The organism is Methylacidiphilum infernorum V4, assembly GCF_000019665.1.
In the GTDB taxonomy this organism is placed as follows: Bacteria; Verrucomicrobiota; Verrucomicrobiia; order Methylacidiphilales; family Methylacidiphilaceae; genus Methylacidiphilum; species Methylacidiphilum infernorum.
The window spans coordinates 2,237,188-2,255,003 of sequence record NC_010794.1 but is presented as its reverse complement, the minus strand read 5'-3'; the positions used below and the strand labels follow the sequence as shown (position 1 = coordinate 2,255,003).

The 17,816-nt window shown below is 44.7% G+C and carries 18 protein-coding genes; 6 read left to right on the top strand and 12 right to left on the bottom strand.

What is annotated here, in order from left to right; all coding sequences use genetic code 11:
* Position 1 precedes the first annotated feature (1 nt).
* Positions 2–520, bottom strand: a complete 519-nt coding sequence (locus MINF_RS10690; RefSeq protein WP_012464772.1) for an NUDIX hydrolase — start codon at positions 518–520, stop codon at positions 2–4.
* A 52-nt stretch (positions 521–572) separates the two neighbouring features.
* Here MINF_RS10690 and MINF_RS10685 point away from each other — a divergent pair, with 52 nt between their 5' ends.
* From MINF_RS10685 to haoB, 5 genes are all read left to right on the top strand, one after another.
* Entirely contained in the window at positions 573–1,265 is a 693-nt protein-coding gene (locus MINF_RS10685; RefSeq protein WP_012464771.1) for a hypothetical protein, read from the top strand.
* Between the two features lie 44 nt (positions 1,266–1,309).
* Positions 1,310–1,579, top strand: a complete 270-nt coding sequence (locus MINF_RS11260; RefSeq protein WP_148205259.1) for a hypothetical protein — start codon at positions 1,310–1,312, stop codon at positions 1,577–1,579.
* Between the two features lie 118 nt (positions 1,580–1,697).
* Positions 1,698–2,201: a YdbL family protein gene (locus tag MINF_RS10675; RefSeq protein ID WP_012464769.1), complete on the top strand. Its 504-nt coding sequence runs from the start codon at positions 1,698–1,700 to the stop codon at positions 2,199–2,201.
* Between the two features lie 80 nt (positions 2,202–2,281).
* Positions 2,282–4,441 (top strand): multiheme c-type cytochrome, encoded by a 2,160-nt coding sequence (locus tag MINF_RS10670; RefSeq protein ID WP_148205258.1) that lies wholly within the window; start codon positions 2,282–2,284, stop codon positions 4,439–4,441.
* A gap of 40 nt (positions 4,442–4,481) precedes the next feature.
* The gene (gene haoB / locus MINF_RS10665; RefSeq protein ID WP_012464767.1) at positions 4,482–5,450 is read left to right on the top strand and encodes a hydroxylamine oxidation protein HaoB; all 969 of its coding nucleotides are present in this window, start codon (positions 4,482–4,484) and stop codon (positions 5,448–5,450) included.
* A 28-nt stretch (positions 5,451–5,478) separates the two neighbouring features.
* Here the strand turns inward: haoB and MINF_RS10660 are convergent, their stop codons facing one another.
* From MINF_RS10660 to MINF_RS10650, 3 genes are all read right to left on the bottom strand, one after another.
* Positions 5,479–6,090 (bottom strand): hypothetical protein, encoded by a 612-nt coding sequence (locus MINF_RS10660; RefSeq protein WP_012464766.1) that lies wholly within the window; start codon positions 6,088–6,090, stop codon positions 5,479–5,481.
* Positions 6,078–6,770 (bottom strand): hypothetical protein, encoded by a 693-nt coding sequence (locus tag MINF_RS10655; RefSeq protein WP_187146946.1) that lies wholly within the window; start codon positions 6,768–6,770, stop codon positions 6,078–6,080. Before MINF_RS10655 ends, MINF_RS10660 begins: the two co-directional genes overlap by 13 nt.
* 88 nt (positions 6,771–6,858) lie before the next feature.
* A complete protein-coding gene (locus tag MINF_RS10650) occupies positions 6,859–8,106 on the bottom strand; it encodes a bifunctional 3,4-dihydroxy-2-butanone-4-phosphate synthase/GTP cyclohydrolase II (protein ID WP_012464764.1) in 1,248 nt (415 codons plus the stop codon).
* 191 nt (positions 8,107–8,297) lie between these two features.
* Here MINF_RS10650 and MINF_RS10645 point away from each other — a divergent pair, with 191 nt between their 5' ends.
* Positions 8,298–9,980 (top strand): cytochrome c biogenesis protein, encoded by a 1,683-nt coding sequence (locus tag MINF_RS10645; RefSeq protein WP_012464763.1) that lies wholly within the window; start codon positions 8,298–8,300, stop codon positions 9,978–9,980.
* Here the strand turns inward: MINF_RS10645 and argH are convergent.
* The 8 genes from argH to atpA form a co-directional block, all read right to left on the bottom strand.
* Positions 9,977–11,380 carry an argininosuccinate lyase gene (gene argH, locus MINF_RS10640; protein ID WP_012464762.1) on the bottom strand — a complete coding sequence of 468 codons (1,404 nt, stop codon included), beginning with the start codon at positions 11,378–11,380 and terminating at the stop codon, positions 9,977–9,979. The two genes, MINF_RS10645 and argH, sit on opposite strands and share 4 nt — an antisense overlap.
* Entirely contained in the window at positions 11,377–12,147 is a 771-nt protein-coding gene (locus MINF_RS10635; protein WP_012464761.1) for a pseudouridine synthase, read from the bottom strand. Before MINF_RS10635 ends, argH begins: the two co-directional genes overlap by 4 nt.
* Positions 12,144–13,067, bottom strand: a complete 924-nt coding sequence (gene tilS, locus MINF_RS10630) for a tRNA lysidine(34) synthetase TilS (protein WP_012464760.1) — start codon at positions 13,065–13,067, stop codon at positions 12,144–12,146. Before tilS ends, MINF_RS10635 begins: the two co-directional genes overlap by 4 nt.
* A gap of 26 nt (positions 13,068–13,093) precedes the next feature.
* A complete protein-coding gene (locus tag MINF_RS10625) occupies positions 13,094–13,399 on the bottom strand; it encodes a DUF971 domain-containing protein (protein ID WP_012464759.1) in 306 nt (101 codons plus the stop codon).
* 85 nt (positions 13,400–13,484) lie between these two features.
* Positions 13,485–13,922, bottom strand: a complete 438-nt coding sequence (gene atpC, locus MINF_RS10620) for an ATP synthase F1 subunit epsilon (RefSeq protein ID WP_012464758.1) — start codon at positions 13,920–13,922, stop codon at positions 13,485–13,487.
* A 6-nt stretch (positions 13,923–13,928) separates the two neighbouring features.
* On the bottom strand, positions 13,929–15,332 hold the full coding sequence (gene atpD / locus MINF_RS10615) for a F0F1 ATP synthase subunit beta (RefSeq protein WP_012464757.1): 1,404 nt from the start codon (positions 15,330–15,332) through the stop codon (positions 13,929–13,931).
* Between the two features lie 27 nt (positions 15,333–15,359).
* Positions 15,360–16,241, bottom strand: a complete 882-nt coding sequence (gene atpG, locus MINF_RS10610) for an ATP synthase F1 subunit gamma (RefSeq protein ID WP_012464756.1) — start codon at positions 16,239–16,241, stop codon at positions 15,360–15,362.
* Between the two features lie 13 nt (positions 16,242–16,254).
* On the bottom strand, positions 16,255–17,808 hold the full coding sequence (atpA, locus tag MINF_RS10605; protein ID WP_012464755.1) for a F0F1 ATP synthase subunit alpha: 1,554 nt from the start codon (positions 17,806–17,808) through the stop codon (positions 16,255–16,257).
* Positions 17,809–17,816 lie beyond the last annotated feature (8 nt).

The following is a 17,816-nucleotide window of genomic DNA, read 5'->3' as shown; positions in this document are numbered from 1 at the left end:
GTCAATAACCGGCGAATTTTTTACTTCTGAAAAAATTCCATATGACGATAAAGGCATTGGAAAAGGATTGTGGCTCGGCGGCTAATTTCCAGTTGATCCAAGAGGGAGGATAAAAACGGCCTTCAGCTATTTCCAAGGGATTAAGATTGAAGGGTCCATTTGAAAAACCCAGGTAAACCCATATAAATTCGTTTCCTGTTTTTGTATCGGCAGGTAATTTAAAGAGCTTGATTAACGGTCTCTCTAGGTGCTCCAGCCCTAACTCTTCAACGAGCTCTCTGTGAGCAGCCCTGTCGTAGTCTTCTTCAGAAAGAACGTGTCCACTGCAAGAAGAATCCCAACAGTTGGGATTAATGTCTTTCAGGGGGGACCTTTTTTGGAGAAAGATCTCCTCCTTCTGATTTTGCAAGAGGATATGGACAGCCCGGTGTTTGAGATTTTTAAAATGGACATTTTTTCGGGTGTCTTTTCCTATAACCCTGTCGTTGTCATCAACAATATCAAAATATTCTTCTTCCATGGTCGTAAATATCCTTGAAGCCGGTATTAAATATGCTTAATAAGTTATCGACATGATAAAAGGTGTTCCAGGCATAACCGAAAAAGACTTGGTAATTCTAGCACAAAAGTTGGGCAAAACCCAAAAAGAAAAGATAGCTTTATACCGTCTTCTAAAAGATGAACCCGAGAACATTGAACAGATTTTCGATTTGGAGCCCCTAAAAAGATTTGTTCTTGATGAACCCGATCTCGTTTCCCTCTCCCCGCAGTTGTACTTTCAATTTTTAGGTAGACTTGTTTTAGGCAAGAGGGGATTGAGTAGCCAGGAATTATGCCTATACATAGCAAGGCTACTTTTCCGATTTTTGAAGATGGAATCTTTCTATCCTTTTGGACGATTCGAAAGCCGAAGGCATTTTCTGAGAATATTTGACCTAGTTGTCCAGCTGGAGAAGTCTACAGCTTCTTCCTCGCAGGCTTTCCGCCTATACCATTTTATTGCCGATTATTCTTTATTTGTATGTGGAATTTTCAAGGAAAACGTGGAACGTTGTTGGAACGGTTCGCCGGGAATCGATTTTTACGAAGATATCGGGAGAAGGAGCTATGCTCGAGCGGCCATTTATCCCGAAGCTAAAAAGAACAGTTTGCAAGGCATTTTTTCCTTTCTTTCGACCGCCTTTAAAGAAGTACGGGTTGCCTTGAACGAAATCCAAGAGAAATTTTTTCATTTTGCTCCTGTCTCTTTTAGGTTCCCCGATTGAGCCCCGGGGAATAGGAATTTCTTTTTATTTCATTTATTTACTCCTTGCCTATTCCTTGGATATTCTTGGAAAGGGCCAAGCTTTTGGATGCTTTCCTCTTTGCCTTTACTGCCGTAAGCAAGGACCGTAGGAGGCCGTTTTTCCGTTCCTTTAGACTTACTCACTACTGCCCAAACAGGGGCAAAGCTGACAGGCTTACTCGTCGAGGCGGACGGGGCCGGCACATGCGCGTCAGGCCAGAGCCTTCCTCTCCACAGGCCTGCCTGCCGGTGGAAATCACCGTAGGGCTGTTCAAGACGGCCAATATGAGGTAAAATGTACAAGAAAGATTGAAAAAGATTAAATAATTAATCAACTGTTCAAACCCCTTTATAAAAAAGCGGGAAGATTATCCCCTTGCCTCTCTGCAAGGCTTCCTGATAAAGGGTAATCATGGGCGGGAATGATATTAAAACAAAAATCCTTTTCAGAGGATTGGCCTTGGTTCAGCTCTTTTCAATTTTAGGTTGCAGCTCTGTGCATATGTCCCCCAAAAAACCCCTTCTCTACGATGTCAACATTTCTGTAGACCTGAAGAGCCCGCCGGTGCAACAACCCTATTATTATTCCTATGGTTCTATCCAAGAAAGAAGGAGGATGAGAATGGGCCAAGTTCAATCCCTTAAAAACAGCAGGATGATTGGAGAAGGCAAAGATGGCTACCTGCACGTATTGAAAAACCCCGAAGAGGAAGAATACAAGGATTACATTCACAAGGTAGTCGATGAAGAAAATCGAGACAGGCTTCTTCTCTATGCCATGGAAGCCAAAAAAAGCGGCAAAGAGATTTCTCAAGTTGAAAAGGAGTATGGACAAAAGTGGCAATCTAGGGCTTTTAAAGGAGAGCTCATCGAGGGAGAAGAAGGATGGCAAACCAAAAATGAAGACCTTTTTTAAGAAGAAGCAGTGGATAATAAATACCAATTGCATATTTTTCATTTTTGTATAAAGAGTCTTACCAACCTTCTGCTGGAAGCATGACTCCGCAACGCCTTCATTGTTTAATTTTTACCGGCTTTATCTTGTTTTATTTTTTTGGAGGAGAGACTAACCAGGCTCAAAACACAGACAACAAAGAGAAAGCCCTATTAGGGGAATGGTTGAAAGAGGGCTCTGCAGGATTGGCTTTAACGGGAACTGTTCCATTATCAAAAGGGGATGAAGAACAGCAGTGGGCTGCCGGCATGGAAGTATTTAGTCGGAGTTGTGCAGGTTGTCACCAACAGTCTGGTGAAGGCCTGGCCGGTTCTTTTCCTCCTCTTGCCGGCCATATTGGCGAAATTTTGAGTTCAAAAAAGGCTAAGGACTATCTTATTGAGGTCGTTCTTTTCGGTGTTGAAGGGCCTATCCAGGTGGGTAATCAAAGATACAATGGTATGATGCCCGGGTGGGGAAAAGTTTTCGATGATCGGCAGATTGCTGATGTTCTTAATTATGTGGTGAACCGTTGGGGCGATAAAGATAAGTTTCCTTCAAATAGAGCTTACATTAGTCCAGAAGATGTTAGAAAAAAGAGGCTAAAGCCCATGACGGCCCATGACGTTTGGGCATCAAGGCCTCAAGAACTTGCCGTTAAAAGTTCCGCAAAAGAAGGGATGGACCTTAAGGCCTTAATAAAAGGCTATGATCAGTCCCATCCCGCTAAGGGCAAGTATGCTCAATACTGGGAACCCATTCCCATGGAAAGATATTGGAATCCAAAAACTTTTTATCACCCTCCCCAGGCTATAAAAGGAGAATTCGGTCGGGCCGATTGCATTAGCTGTCATAAGACGGTGACTCCCGGTGTAGTCCATGCTTGGGAAAATAGTAGTCATGGACGCATAGACTCTTTAAGGAAACTTTCCGAGAAAGATCCCAAAGCGTATAAAAAGAAAGAGCTTGCCGAAATTGAGCAACAACTGCACTCTGCAGGGATTCTTAAGAAAACTGAACTGCTTCAGGAAGTCTCCTGTATCGATTGTCATGGGGCAATTGGAGCGCAAAAAATACGTCACGATGTCGATCTGCATATGCCCGATAGGGTGACCTGTGGAAGCTGCCATGTACGGCAATTTGCCGAATCGGAATCCGAACGGGAGCAAAAATGGCCAAATAATGAATGGCCCCAGGGGCATCCCTCCCACGCCGTGGATTGGGAAGCCAACGTAAACCTCGCTGCCTGGGCTGCCATGCCCCAGCGTGCCGTGGCCCAGGGTTGTGACATGTGCCATTACCAGCAGAACCGTTGTGACGGCTGCCATACAAGACATGCTTTTTCAGTTGCCGAAGCCCGCAATCCCCTTTCCTGCGCCACTTGTCATAATGGAGTAGATCATAACGAGTTTGAAAATTACATGCTTTCTAAACATGGAACGGTGTTTCAGACCCAAGGCAAAAATTGGAATTTTGATGTGCCTTTAAAGGATGCGATCGCCAAGGGAGGATATACGGCTCCAACCTGTGCCAGTTGCCATTTCGAGTACCATGGAGAGTATAGCCATAATCTGGTAAGAAAAGTCCGGTGGGCATTTAATCCTACGCCTGAAATTGCCCAGGGGATCAAAGAAAAACATCCCTGGTATCAAAAGAGAAAAGAAGATTGGATAGCCACCTGCTCAGCCTGCCATTCCCCTCGTTTTGCCGGAGATTGGCTCGATACGGCAGATCAAGCCATTTTTGAAGGCCTGCAAGTCCAGCAGGAAGCTAAAAAAGTCATCGAAGACCTTTACAAGGATGGTTTGCTTGTGGGACAAAAAACGAATAGGCCTGCTCCTCCTCCCCCCGAAAAAGACGCCCCGGGAGCTTTTTTCCAGCTTTTCTGGGCTAAAGGAAATAACCCCAGCCATGTTGAAAGGGTATATGCGAACATGTGGGAGCATGATATGATCCAGCATTACAAGGGAGTCATGCATGCCAATCCCGGTGGATTTACTTATTCGGCAGGATGGGGCGTATTGCTTGAACGCTATACAGAAATAATGGATGAAAATACCCGGCTCAGAAGCGGGTCCTCTCATTATTCCGAGGAGAATGATTCTTCTCCCAAGACTTTCAGCAAAATGAAGTGGCTCATTGGTGTCGTAAGTTCAAGTGTTGGGGCCGTTATGCTCAGTTCAGGTTTTATTTCGAGGATTATAGGAAAAAGAAAAAAATAGAGAGTCAGGGGTTAGCCGTTCTCTCTCAGAGAGTAGTGGATTGAATATCGAAGAAAATAAACATAAGGCTCGTCGGTTTACGCCAAAAATTTTCCTTGGCTTGGCCTTGTTTATTGGTGGAATTTTATTGCTCCTTCAGAACTTCTTTCCCCCAAAGAAAAATATTCCTCCACGCTATACGGTTGAAACTAAAGAAGGTCGATTTTTATCCCTCCAGACATTTTTCCCCGTTCAGCAATATCGCCATTACGTGTTTGCTAAAAAAGGGGATTTCTGGATTGCTCGTTATCTTGACCAAAAAAAGCTGGAATCGGTGGCCAGGATATTCCCTCCTAAGCCTATAGGCTCGGAAATAGATGACGTATTGTATAGGCTGTGGGAGGATGTGGCCCAAGTTGTCAGAACTCGAGCTCCAGCCGGCTCTCTTTTTATTGCTTGGTGGGATGTTTCTCAGCGATTGAAACTTTTAACGGGCAAAGAGGTGTGGATTGAAAGTTACGATCCTGCGGTTATTCCCAAGGAAGCCCATGGTCTTCTTGAAGAAGTATTCGGTTCTCCACTAGAAACAGGCAGATTGGGTGTTTTGGCCCAAGCTTTTCGTTCTCCCGCCTCGGAAGGATTGGCGATTTTAAGGAAAGCTTTACCGGCGGATCGCCCTTTATTACTCTGTGTAACTACCGATGATATTTCCAATCTTGCCTTGGCCTTGGGGAAAGCTCCTTATGAACTGGGATTCGAGATGAAGATCTTTCCCCTGGCTGGATCGGATATTCATGGATCTATCCCCATGGTTATGAAATGGGTAAACGAAAAAGAAGCCGCCGGTTTTTTGCTTCAACAACTGCCAACACAGGGTATTTTGGCCTGGAGAGCGGATAAAAAAGCTAAAGAAACCCTGCTAGGCAGGCTCCTGCCCCTCACCTCCTCCCTCACGCACCCTCTTGCCGGAGTAAAACTTCTTTACCAGTCTACATGGGGAGGATACATCCAAATTTACCAGTTGGAATAGTCCAAGATCAGAATCCAATGAACTACTTCTACCTAGGGGTTCTTCGCACATTCCATTCTTCCGGTATGTGAGAAAAGCGGGAAGGGGGCCCGGGTTTCATCGCTAGAGGTTTTGCCGGTCCGATGGGCTCTATCATTTCGGGAACAAAAACTTCAAGCAACTCGTTAGTGTGGGGGTCATAAACTTTATAATCGGTTATGTATCCTTTCATCCGGTACTCAAAGTTATCGTCGGCGGTCTTTTTTTTGAGCTTTCTCCAGGGAGCGACGACCCCCCCTGGAGTTTCTTTTAAAGCTACCCAATGAGCGTCTTTCCAATCTTCATTGGGTTTTTTTACCCATCCCCATCCACTTCCGTTTTTATCCACGGCTCTATGTCCAATGTATTCTTCTACGGATATCCCGGGAGGAGGATTTAAAGGCTCCTTGGCGTATTGAGCAGGGGGTAAAAAAGGTTTGTCTGGAGCGTTACTCGTATCCTGGATTGGAAAGCGGGGTCTTTGTTCTTGGTAGTCGGGCGGAGAGGGAATGGGAAAAGGTGGAATTTCCGGGGAGGAAGTCCCTTGACCATAGAGGGGGCCGACAGCTATAAACAAAAACAAAAGAAGCGGTTGCAAACCTATTGATCTTATTGCGTCCATTTGCCGTTTTTAGATAAGTAGGGAAGGCTTGCACTCGTATAATCGGTTTTACCCACGGCGCCGATCATGGGTATGCCAAATCTTTTTTTCCATTTCTGGGAAAAAAATTCTCCGGAGTGACATCCCCAACTTTTAATTGTTGCCTTTTTGGTAAATATTTTTTTGTCAATTAAAGATAATTCTTTTTCGTGGAGGAATTCCTGGGATAGATTGTCAAATTGCGAGCTGTAATCAAACATAAAGCAGGCTTTGTTCGAATGGCCAAAATAGTCGAAGTTGCCGATAGGCTCGTATTTGCGATCTTTGCCGAAATTTAAGTAATTAACCAGTTCTTCCTTTGTATCAAACCAGTATAGCTGAACCCCCAGGGCATCGGCTTGACTGATAATCTGGGAAAGGATATCGAGTTTTTCTTCCTTGCTTCTTCTTTGATATCCCGGACGAAAAACAAGCCAGCTTATTTCTACATTTTGAGGCTTGGATAGTTGCAGTTGTTCGATCCGTGCTACCGAGGCCCGGATAAAATTTCCCCAGTACTTATCATGAGAATCGGCTTTGCCATGTTCAAAGAAACGCAAGGCAGGACCTCCACTAACGACTATCCATTCCTCGAGTTTACCTTGAGAAGAACTTCCGTAAGCGGCTGCATCAAAAAGAATACCGAGGAAGCTCAAGAGCAAAAGAAATGGCGAGAGGCAAAGTCGATATTGAAGAAAACATCCAGCCGGCTGTTGAAAAATTTTTTTCCCCGCCATCTTCCCTCGAGCCTTATTTCTCTTCGGCAGAATCTATTAATTCTTTAGGTATTAAATGACCCAGTTTGTCAACCTTTGTCCGAAGATAATTTCTGTTGTACTCGTTAGCCTTGACGTGTAAGGGAATTCTTTCGACGATTTCCAGCCCATAGCCTTCTAGTCCAATACGTTTTATAGGGTTGTTCGTAAGCAGCCGCAGCCTGCGGATTCCTAAGGAGCGTAAAATCTGGCATCCTATGCCATAATCCCTGTTGTCCGCCGCAAAAGCCAGGGCTAAATTAGCTTCTACGGTATCCAGCCCAGAATCTTGCAACCTATAGGCCTTGAGCTTGTTTAAAAGGCCGATTCCTCTGCCCTCTTGTTTGAGATAAACGATGGCTCCTTTACCTTCTTTTTCGATGGCTTCCATTGCCATTTCTAATTGCTGGCGACAATCGCACCGCAAGGAATGAAAGATTTCTCCGGTTAAACATTGGGAATGTACCCTCACCAACACCGCTTCATCCGGATCCCATTTTCCCTTGACAAGGGCCAAGTGCTCTTCGTTAGTCAGAATGTTTTTAAAAGCCAAAAGCTGAAAATTGCCGAATTTGGTGGGAAGGTTTACCGAAATCAGTTTTTCAACGAGCGATTCGTTTTGGGTCCGATAAGAAATGAGGTCTTTAATCGTAATGAGAGGCAGGTTATAGGTCTTGGCGATCTTTTTCAAATCTTCTAATCTTGCCATTGTCCCGTCATCTTTCATGATTTCAACAAGAACTCCGGCAGGATTTAACCCGCTTAACCGGGCCAAATCGACTGCCGCCTCCGTATGTCCTGCACGCATTAAAACCCCTCCTGGAGATGAACGCAGGGGAAAAATATGGCCGGGTCTCCTAAAATCGGTGGAACGGGACCGGGGATGGGATAAGGCTCGAATCGTTTTCGCCCTATCTTCGGCGGAAACCCCTGTTGTTGTGCCTTCAATGTAATCCACGGAAACCGTAAAAGGAGTGCCGTAAAGGGCGGTATTATCCTTGGGTTGAACCATCAAGGGAAGATCTAGCCTATCGGCTTGTTCTTGAGTTAGGGCCACACAGATGAGTCCCCGGCCGACCTTCGTCATGAAATTGACCATCTCGGCATTGCAAAGCTCGGCTGCTCCAATAAAATCGCCTTCATTTTCCCTATCTTCGTCATCGACGACTATGACAAGCCTGCCTTGCCTGAAGCTTTCCAAGGCTTCGGGTATGGAATTAAGGTCATTTTGAGGGTTTGGCATTTTTTGGCGGCGAGCTAATCGTGTATTAAAAGCAACCGGTCATTGCTTTTCAATTTTTCTTAGGTCTTCTAAATGTCAAATAGAAATTGTGGTTTAAAAAAGAGAACAAAGAGAAATCTTGCATTTTTTGTCATGGATAGATTTAATTTGTTTATTTACTAATCAATCTCAATTACTATCTTTTTACTATCATGATGTACAAAATGGTATTGAGGATTGTTCTCATTATTCTCTGCGTTATTCCCTCATCCTTGGTAGCAAAAGAACTGAACCAATTTTCTCAAATTGCTATTCAACATGCGGGCAGAAAGAAACCCTTAACGGTTTTTGCCCGGGAAGTTTTATTGAGCCTGAGCGGCAAAGAGGCGATCATGACCGTGGAAGGAGAAAAAATAGGGAGCACGGATTTTGTTTTGTCAGTTTGGTTTCATCCCGAAGGATGGGAAAGGCAACCGGTGATCCTTGTAGATAACCCTTTGCTCAGAAAGGCTATTGGATTGGATCCCCACAAAAAACTTTATTCTTTTGAGCAACTCAAAGAAAACAGCCTTTTTAGGGACTTTGCCTTGAGGCATCTGCACAGGAATGCTGCCGAAGGCTCCGATTTGAAACCGGAAGAAAAAGAAGCGATGGCTGTTTCCAGTCGAATGAAGCTCTTTGAAGAGTTGTATTCGGGAGAGATTTTTACCGTTATTCCCGATGCTTCAGATCCGACTAAAAAATGGGTCACGGTCGAAAAGGCCTCTCTTTATTATCCTCAAGGTCTTTCTGAAGCTTTAATCACCCTTTTTGATTCGATGAAAAGGTTTTACCTTCAAGGCGATCTCAAGCAAGCCCAGCAGGAAGCCTCTCTTTTTTCAAAACAGGTCAGGGATTATGCCCCAAGAATATATCCTTCAGCCGATGCTCTCCTTTTTGAGCATACTTATACCCTTTTGCATCCGTGGAAATGGTCCCTTCTCTGCTATATTATTGCTTCGGTGGTTTTCCTTTTAACGAGTGGATGGCAAAAAGAATTAGGGTACAGGATCGGATGGGGGTTCACCGTTTTTGGCTTTCTTTTTCATGTTTATGGATTTATTTGCAGGATCTTTATTGCCGGCCGACCTCCTGTAAGTAACATGTACGAGTCGGTTGTTTGGGTTTCCTTTGGGGTTCTCTTATTTGCTCTTATTTTTGAGGCGATTTATCATTCTCGTTTTTTCTTGAAGGCGGCCACCCCTTTTGCAGCGGTATGCATGCTTCTTGTTGAATCTCAGCCTTTGATATTCGATCCCACCATTCAACCTCTTGTCCCCGTTCTCCGCAACAATTTTTGGCTTACCATCCATGTATTGACTATAACCTTGAGCTATGCGGCTTTTGCCCTTGCCCTGGGATTGAGCCATATCTATTTGTGGCATTCGGTTAGAAGACCTGGACTTGAAGGATTTCAAAAAGGAGTTTTGGCAAAGTATATTTACCGGTCCCTGCAAATTGGGGTATTTTTGCTCGCTTCGGGAACGATCCTGGGAGGGGTTTGGGCAAATTATTCCTGGGGAAGGTTTTGGGATTGGGATCCTAAGGAAACTTGGGCATTGATTACCCTTTTGTGTTATTTAGCCGTTCTTCATGGCCGCATTGCGCATTGGTGGGGAGAGTTTGGACTTGCCGTGGGTTCTATATGCTGTTTTATTAGCGTACTGATGGCTTGGTATGGAGTAAATTTTGTTTTAGGCAAAGGCTTGCATAGCTATGGATTTGGTAGCGGGGGATTGGGCTATGTTATCCTTTATGTATTGGCAGAACTGGGTTTTGTCTTTTATTGCTTGGTCAAGCACAGGTTGAGAAAAAAAGAAGAGCTCAATCCTCCTCCCTCTCCCATTCAAGTTTAAGCTTCTTCAGGAGCCGAGGCTACTTTTAGGCTTTCTTTCCAGAAGAGGATTCTTTTCCTGACGAGATCCGGGTTGGGAGATCCCATGGTTTTTTTTCTCTCTAGAGATTTGTGGGGATCAAAAAATACTTTCCATTGCTTGGAAAGCTCGGGGTGAATAGCATCCAGAACAGCGCTGGGAACGGCGGCCAGGGAAAGGGAGTTTTTTTGACAATATCCTATGAGTTCCCCAACTTTATGGTGAGCTTCCCGAAAGGGGATCCGTTTTTGAACAAGCCAATCGGCGATGTCCGTGGCAAAAAGAAGGGGATCTTCTGATTGCTTCAGGCAAAGAGATTTTTTGATTTTCAGCTTGGGAATCATAGCTATAAGCATTTCAAGACAGCTTTCCACGGTGTCGGCTGAATCAAACAATGGTTCTTTATCTTCTTGCATGTCCCGGTTGTAGGTCAAGGGCAGTGATTTTAAAAGAATGGATAGCCTGTTTAAATTGGAAATTAAACGTGCTGATTTTCCGCGCAAGAGTTCAAAACAATCCGGATTTTTCTTGTTAGGCATTAAGCTTGAACCCGAAGAAAACGCATCGGGCAGCTCCAAGAACCCCCATTCGCTGGAAGACCACAGAACCATGTCTTCTGCAAACCTCGAAAGGTGAATACCTAGTGTCGATGCTCCGTAAAGGAAATCGAGCACAAAATCCCGATCGCTCACCCCGTCCATTGAATTTTGGGATATCCGGCTAAAACCTAACAAGTTGGCTACATACTCCCTGTCCAACTCTATACTGCTTCCGGCTAAAGCTCCACTGCCTAATACTAAAACATCGGTGTTGTTATAACATTCTTTGAATTTTTCTTTATCCCTTTCAAGCATTTCTACGTAGGCCAGGATTTGGTGCGCTAGTGAAACAACCTGGGCTTTTTGAAGGTGGGTGTATCCGGGAATAACGACCTCTATATTTTCTTCAGCCCACAGGACTAATACGGCCTGGAGTCGGCTAAGAAGGGAGAGAATTTTTTGAACTTCCTCTTTTACCCATAAACGCATTGTTGTAGCAATTTGGTCATTTCGGCTCCGGCCCGTATGGAGTTTTAAGCCCGCTTTTGTTTTGTTAATGAGCGCACTTTCGATATTCATATGGATGTCTTCGAGCTGCGTTGACCACTTAAATTGTCCTTCTTCTATCTCTTCTAAAATCTCGGTTAATCCTCTTTGAATTTCTTCGCTTTCTTTTGGGTCGATAATGCCTATCTTTTCAAGCATTCGTGCATGGGCGATGCTTCCCTTGATGTCTTGCTTGTAAAGCCTCCAATCAAAGCTTACAGACTGACTGAATTGCAAGAAAAGGGAGGAAGGTTTTTCATGGAAACGTCCTCCCCAAAGAGCTTTATTGGCGTTCATATTGGATTGTTTTTTTGACCAGGCCCTTTCTGGGTCAAAAGTTCGAAAGCCCCGTATAAAGATTTTATTTCTCTTTCCGTTAAGGATCTCAGCTCTCCAGGCTTCATTCTTTTAAGGGTAAGAGGACCTAAAGCTACCCGCCTCAGCCTGTTCACTTTGTAGCCGAGAAGGGATAACATCGTTCGGATTTGCCTTTTCATTCCTTGGCTTAAAACGATTTTTAACGTGTTCTTATTTTCGATGATCACCTTATCGGCTTTTGCTCTTTTCCCTTCGATGTACATTCCTTTGAGGAGATCTTTTTGATGCTTTTCCTCGAAGGATGGGCAAAGGGTTACGATATAGGTTTTTGCAAAATGATACCTGGGGTGAAGAACGGCGTTGGCTAAAAGCCCATCATTGGTCAAAAGGAGCAGTCCTTCGCTGTCTTTATCAAGCCTTCCGACAGAAAAGAGATGGTGAAGAGAAGAGGGCAGCAGATCGTAGATCGTTTTTCCTCCAAAAGGGTCTTTTCTAGAGCATACTATACCCCTAGGCTTGTAAAACAAAAAGTATTGCTTTTGTTGGGGACGTAACAGCAAAAAGCCGTCTATTTCGACTTTATCTTCAGCAGATATTTTTTGGCCCAAGGTTCTTACGATTTGGCCGTTGACCTTTATCCGTCCTTCGCGAACAAGATCTTCGCAGCTTCTCCTTGAACCAAGACCGCAAGAAGCAAGGTATCGATTAATCCTGATCGGCCATAAAACACCCGGTTGAGCTTTCATTGTACCGTTAAAAGAACTTCTCCATTTCTTAATATTACTGCAGATTTTTTACTTAAATTGCATTTTTTTTTCCCCGGTTTTTCAAGCAGGGATCGGATCGATTCAATATCCTCGAAGCTGATATCGGCAACCCCTCTTTTTTTAAGCCAAAGACTGATAATGAGCCGTTGCTTACCGATGGGTGTATTTTCTAGATCCGCTAATCGCAATGAAGGAGAGCAAGAAAATTCTTGAACAAGGGTCGCCAGCCATTTCTTTTCTTCCCTTAACACCTCGCAACACTTCCATAAAGATCTTTTGATCGATCGAGAAAATCGACTTTCTAAAAAGGGGATAAGTTCTTTTCTAATCCTGTTTCTCAGCAAATGGGTGTTTTCGTTGGTTTCGTCTTCTCTCCAGCGGAAATTTCTTTGTTGGGCAAAACGGATAATATCGGATTTCCAGAAATCGAGAAGCGGTCTATAAACGACGAGTTTGCCAAGAGTCGTTATCCTGTCCATTCCCCAACCCCTGCTTCCTGTTCCCCGGATCAGTTGCATTAAGAAGGTTTCTACTTGGTCATCGGCATGATGGGCCAAAACAAGATTAAAGCAGTTCTTATTTTCTGCAGCCGATTGGAAAAACCTGTAACGTTGCATTCTTGCCATGGCTTCGTTTTTAGGGAGAGCCCTTGGAGATTTTCCTTTCAAGAACTCCACCCCTAGTTCTTTTGCCGTTTCTTCAACGAGCTTCGCATCCGATTCTTCGTCCTGTCTCCAACCATGTTGAAAATGGAGCACGATAGGCCGTTTCCCCGTTTCTACCAAGCTGTGGAGGAGAACAATAGAATCCACTCCTCCCGATATTCCGCAAAGAACGGCATCGGGAAGGGATTCCAAGGCCTCTTTAAAGGGATTGAGAGGAAGTTTTTTTGTCCTCATTGCATCAGCCCGTTGCCTTTTCGGCTTTAACTGCTTTCTTTTCCCAGTTCGTAAAGTAATGAAAAAGGATAAATGCCCGTTTGATGCCCGTCAGCCCAAAAACATTGCAGACCGTAGTTGCCGATGATCCGGGTTTCTTTGAGCTCCATGCTCTTGGGACCGTATGACAAGGAGGGAGATTTTGCCCTGCTCAGGATTGTGCTTTCTCCTTGACAAAGGGCACAAGGACAATTTTTCCTTAATTTTTCAAGCGCTATTAAAGATTCCGACTGGTCATTCCATTGGATGGCTAAATAACGACCGACAATATCAACATGGAGTGGAAAATTCATGAATAAAATATAAACGCACTAGCAAAGGCAAAGACAGGGAATAAGCCTTTTGCCGATTTAATCCCCGTTTTATTTCGAAAGCATCTCAAGGTGGACTTACCGGAGGAGCTCCTGTTCCCGATCTTCTTCTTTTGACTTTTAATTGTGCCATGGACTTAAGGAGCATGGCTTGAGTAGCAGCCAGTTCCTCTTCTCCAAGAAGCTTCTGTTTAATGGCTGCCTGTGCACGGGCAATAGCTTCCTCTACTTTTTTCTCTTCTATTTCTTCTTCTTTTAAAGCCATATCGACAAGGACAGAGACGTTTTTTGCCGTTATCTTTACGAATCCTTCTCCAATGGCCAGGTAATATTTCTTGCCCCCGTTTTTTGTGTAGGACAATTCACCGGGAACGATTTGAGTGATCAGTGGTTCGTGGTTGGGATACACCCCCATTTCTCCATCGACACCGGGCAAAGTGACCTGTTCAACCTCTTCAGAAAAAGTTACTCCATCGGGAGTGACCAATTGCAAAGTCATACTCATAGCCGCTTAAGACCGAATCTGATCGATAGTTCCTTTCATGTAAAAGTTCCCTTCGGGGACGTCGTCATGCTTCCCTTCGAGGATTTCTTTAAAACCTCGAATCGTTTCTTTAATAGGCACATACTGCCCTTTGATCCCCGTAAAGACTTCCGCCACGTGAAAGGGTTGGCTTAAAAAACGCTGGATTTTTCTCGCCCTGTACACGGTAAGCTTGTCTTCGGGAGAAAGCTCATCCATCCCCAAAATGGCGATAATATCCTGCAAATCTTTGTATCTTTGAAGAACTCGTTGAACGCCTCTTGCCACTTCGTAATGTTCCTGTCCTACTATCTCCGGACTCAGGGCTTTCGAGGTGGAAGCCAAGGGATCCACGGCGGGGTAAATACCCTGTTCAGCTATCGATCTTTCAAGGACTATTGTAGAATCCAGATGGGCAAAGGTATTGGCGGGGGCTGGATCGGTTAAATCATCCGCGGGAACGTATACAGCTTGGAAAGAGGTAATGGACCCGTTCCGGGTAGATGTGATCCTTTCTTGGAGAGCACCCATTTCGGAAGCTAATGTCGGTTGGTAGCCCACCGCACTGGGGGTTCTGCCCAACAGGGCGGAAACTTCAGATCCTGCTTGGGAAAATCGAAAGATATTATCGATGAAGAGAAGAACATCTTGTTTCATCTCATCCCTAAAATATTCAGCCATGGTCAATCCGGATAAACCCACTCGCAACCTCGCCCCTGGGGGTTCATTCATCTGGCCGTAAACCAAGGCCACCTTGGACTTTGAAAGATCGTCTAGATCAATAACCTTGGCCTCCGCCATTTCGTTATAAAGATCATTGCCTTCCCTTGTCCGTTCTCCGACTCCAGAAAAAACCGAGAATCCTCCATGGGCTTTAGCAATGTTATTAATCAATTCCATTATAACCACGGTCTTGCCTACGCCAGCACCTCCAAAAGCGCCCACCTTTCCTCCTCTAAGAAAGGGGCAGATAAGATCGATAACCTTTATGCCCGTCTCCAGGATGGTTGCCTTGATATCTTGATCCAGTAAACTTGGAGCCGGTCTATGAATGGGTAGCCTTTTTTCCGCACGAACATCCCCTTTTTCATCAATCGGTTCTCCGAGGACATTGAAAATTCTTCCTAAGACAGATGGTCCCACGGGTACAGAGATAAAATCTCCAGTATCTTCAACTTCCATACCCCTTTTTAGGCCATCGGTGGTTGACATCGCAATTGCTCTTACCCAACCCTCTCCAAGATGTTGCTGGACTTCCAAAAACAGGGTGGTAGGCTCTCCTTCCTTTTCATATTTTATTTTTAAGGCATTATAGATAGGAGGAACTTCTGTATCTGCAAACTCAACATCTACGACCGGTCCGATGATTTGTACAACCTTTCCTTTTTTCATATTCGATCAGTCTTCTAGGGTTACGTTTTATCCCATCGCATATTGGGCGGTGGATATTTCCAATATTTCTTTGGTTATCGATTCTTGCCTGGCTTTATTGTATTCCAAGGATAAATCTTGAAGCAAGCTTTTGGCGTTTTCTGTGGCACTTTTCATGGCGACCATTCTTGCACTATGTTCTGAAGCCAGGTTATCAAGAATGGCTTGATAAATTTCCCAATGGATGTAAAAAGGCAAAAGGCTCTCCAAGAGTTCTTCTGCAGAAGGCTCAAAATTAAAGGGTAAAACACTTTCTGCGGGAGGGGATTCGGCTTTTTCTTTTTTGACGAGCTCCACTTTACTGATAGGGGCAATGCGTCGATAAATCGGTTTCTGGATGAGAGGATTGACGAAATGGGAATAGGCGATGGAGATCGCGTCGATTTCTTTATGGAGGTATTTTTCTATAAGAAAATGGCCGATCCTTTTTGCCTCACGAAAAGTAAGGTTATCCTTGAGTTCAAAGTCGGCCAAAAGTAAATTTTCCCCCCTGCTCCCTTTTAAGCCGGAGAGATAATTCCTTACCTTTTTACCCATACTCACATAAAGATGGTTTGGGCTATGATGCTTGTAGATTTCACGGAGAAGATTCGTATTCAATGGACCACATAAGCCTTTATCCGTCCCTATGACAAAGACAATTTCTTTTTGGATCGCCCTTGCTTCAAGCAAGGGATGAATGAGTTGACCGGCTTGCGGGATAAGACTATGGACTATTTCTTGAAAAAGGCTATGATAAGGCCTGCCTTCTATGGCCCGTTGTTGGGCTTTGCGCATTTTGGATGCGGCTACCATTTGCATCGCCTTGGTAATTTGGGCGGTGTTTTTAATGGATCTTATGCGCCTGCGGATTTCCCTGGTAGTAGCCATGATGCAAAACTCCTTATTCCACGAGACCTTGGAAAAAGTTATCTAGAGCTTGACGCAGGGATTTAATTAAATCCTCATCCAAAGCCTTCTTAGACCGAATAGATTCAAGAACTTGCGGCTCTCTGCTTTCCAGGTGATCGACGAGTTTCGCTTGAACGGTTTTTACCTTTTCCAAGGGTATTTTATCAAAATAACCATTTTGTACTGCCCAGAGCACGGCTACTTGAATTTCTACGGGGACCGGGGAATACTGGGGTTGTTTAAAGATTTCAACGATACGACTTCCGCGATCAAGCTTGGCTTTTGTAGCAGGATCGAGATCTGTGGCAAACTGGGCAAATGCAGCAAGTTCCCTGAACTGGGCTAGTTCCAGCTTGGTTTTGCCGGCGACCTGTTTAACCGCTTTGATCTGTGCCGAGGAGCCAACCCGGGAGACCGATAAGCCGACATTAATAGCCGGTCTTATCCCTTGGTAAAAAAGATCGGTTTCTAGATAGATCTGTCCATCGGTGATAGAGATGACGTTGGTGGGGATATAGGCAGAAACGTCTCCGGCCTGGGTCTCTATAATCGGCAGAGCCGTCAAGCTTCCTCCCCCGCTTTTTTCATTTAGTCTAGCCGATCTTTCAAGGAGTCTTGAATGGAGATAGAAAATGTCTCCAGGGTAAGCCTCTCTTCCCGAAGGTCTTTTTAACACGAGGGAAATTTGCCTGTAAGCAGCTGCATGCTTGGATAAATCATCGTAAACGATTAAGGCGTCCATGCCGTTGTCCATGAACCACTCTCCTATGGCCGTGCCTGCAAAGGGGGCTAAGTACTGCAAGGTGACGGGATCGGAAGCCGCAGCGACAACGACGACCGTGTAAGCCAAGGCTCCGTATTTTTCAAGGGTATCAATGACTCGAGAAATGTTGGCGTTTTTCTGTCCTACGGCCACGTAAATCGAGTAGAGAGGTCTATAAGCTTTATCCTTTTCATGGGCCCTGTTGAGCTGGGCCTGGTTAATAATCGTATCGATGGCGATTGTCGTTTTTCCCGTGGACCTGTCTCCAATAATCAGTTCTCTTTGCCCTCTGCCGATAGGAATCATGGCATCTATGGCCACTATCCCTGTTTGCACGGGTTGATTGACACTTCTGCGTTTGACGATTCCCGGGGCAATTTTTTCCACCGGGTAGGTTTTTTGGGTTAATAGGGGACCTTTTCCATCCAGGGCCTGTCCCAAGGGATTGATCACTCTGCCCAGAAGTTCTTTGCCCACGGGAACGCGAAGGAGCTTGCCTGTTGTCCTGACCTCGTCGCCTTCCCGAATGGCTAAATAGTTTCCCAGGACAACGCCCCCTACTTCGGTTTCTTCGAGATTCAAGCATAGGGCCCGTATAGGCTGTCCAAATTCATCCAACCGCTGGGGAAATTCAATCACTTCGTTCATCCCCACGTCGCTTAAACCTTCGATCTTGACTACCCCATCGCCTATTTCCCGGACGACTCCTACATTGGATTTGCCGATTTCGAGTTTAAGTTCGGATAATTTTTCTTCAATTTCTTGAAGCAAACTAATGTCCATATTTAATT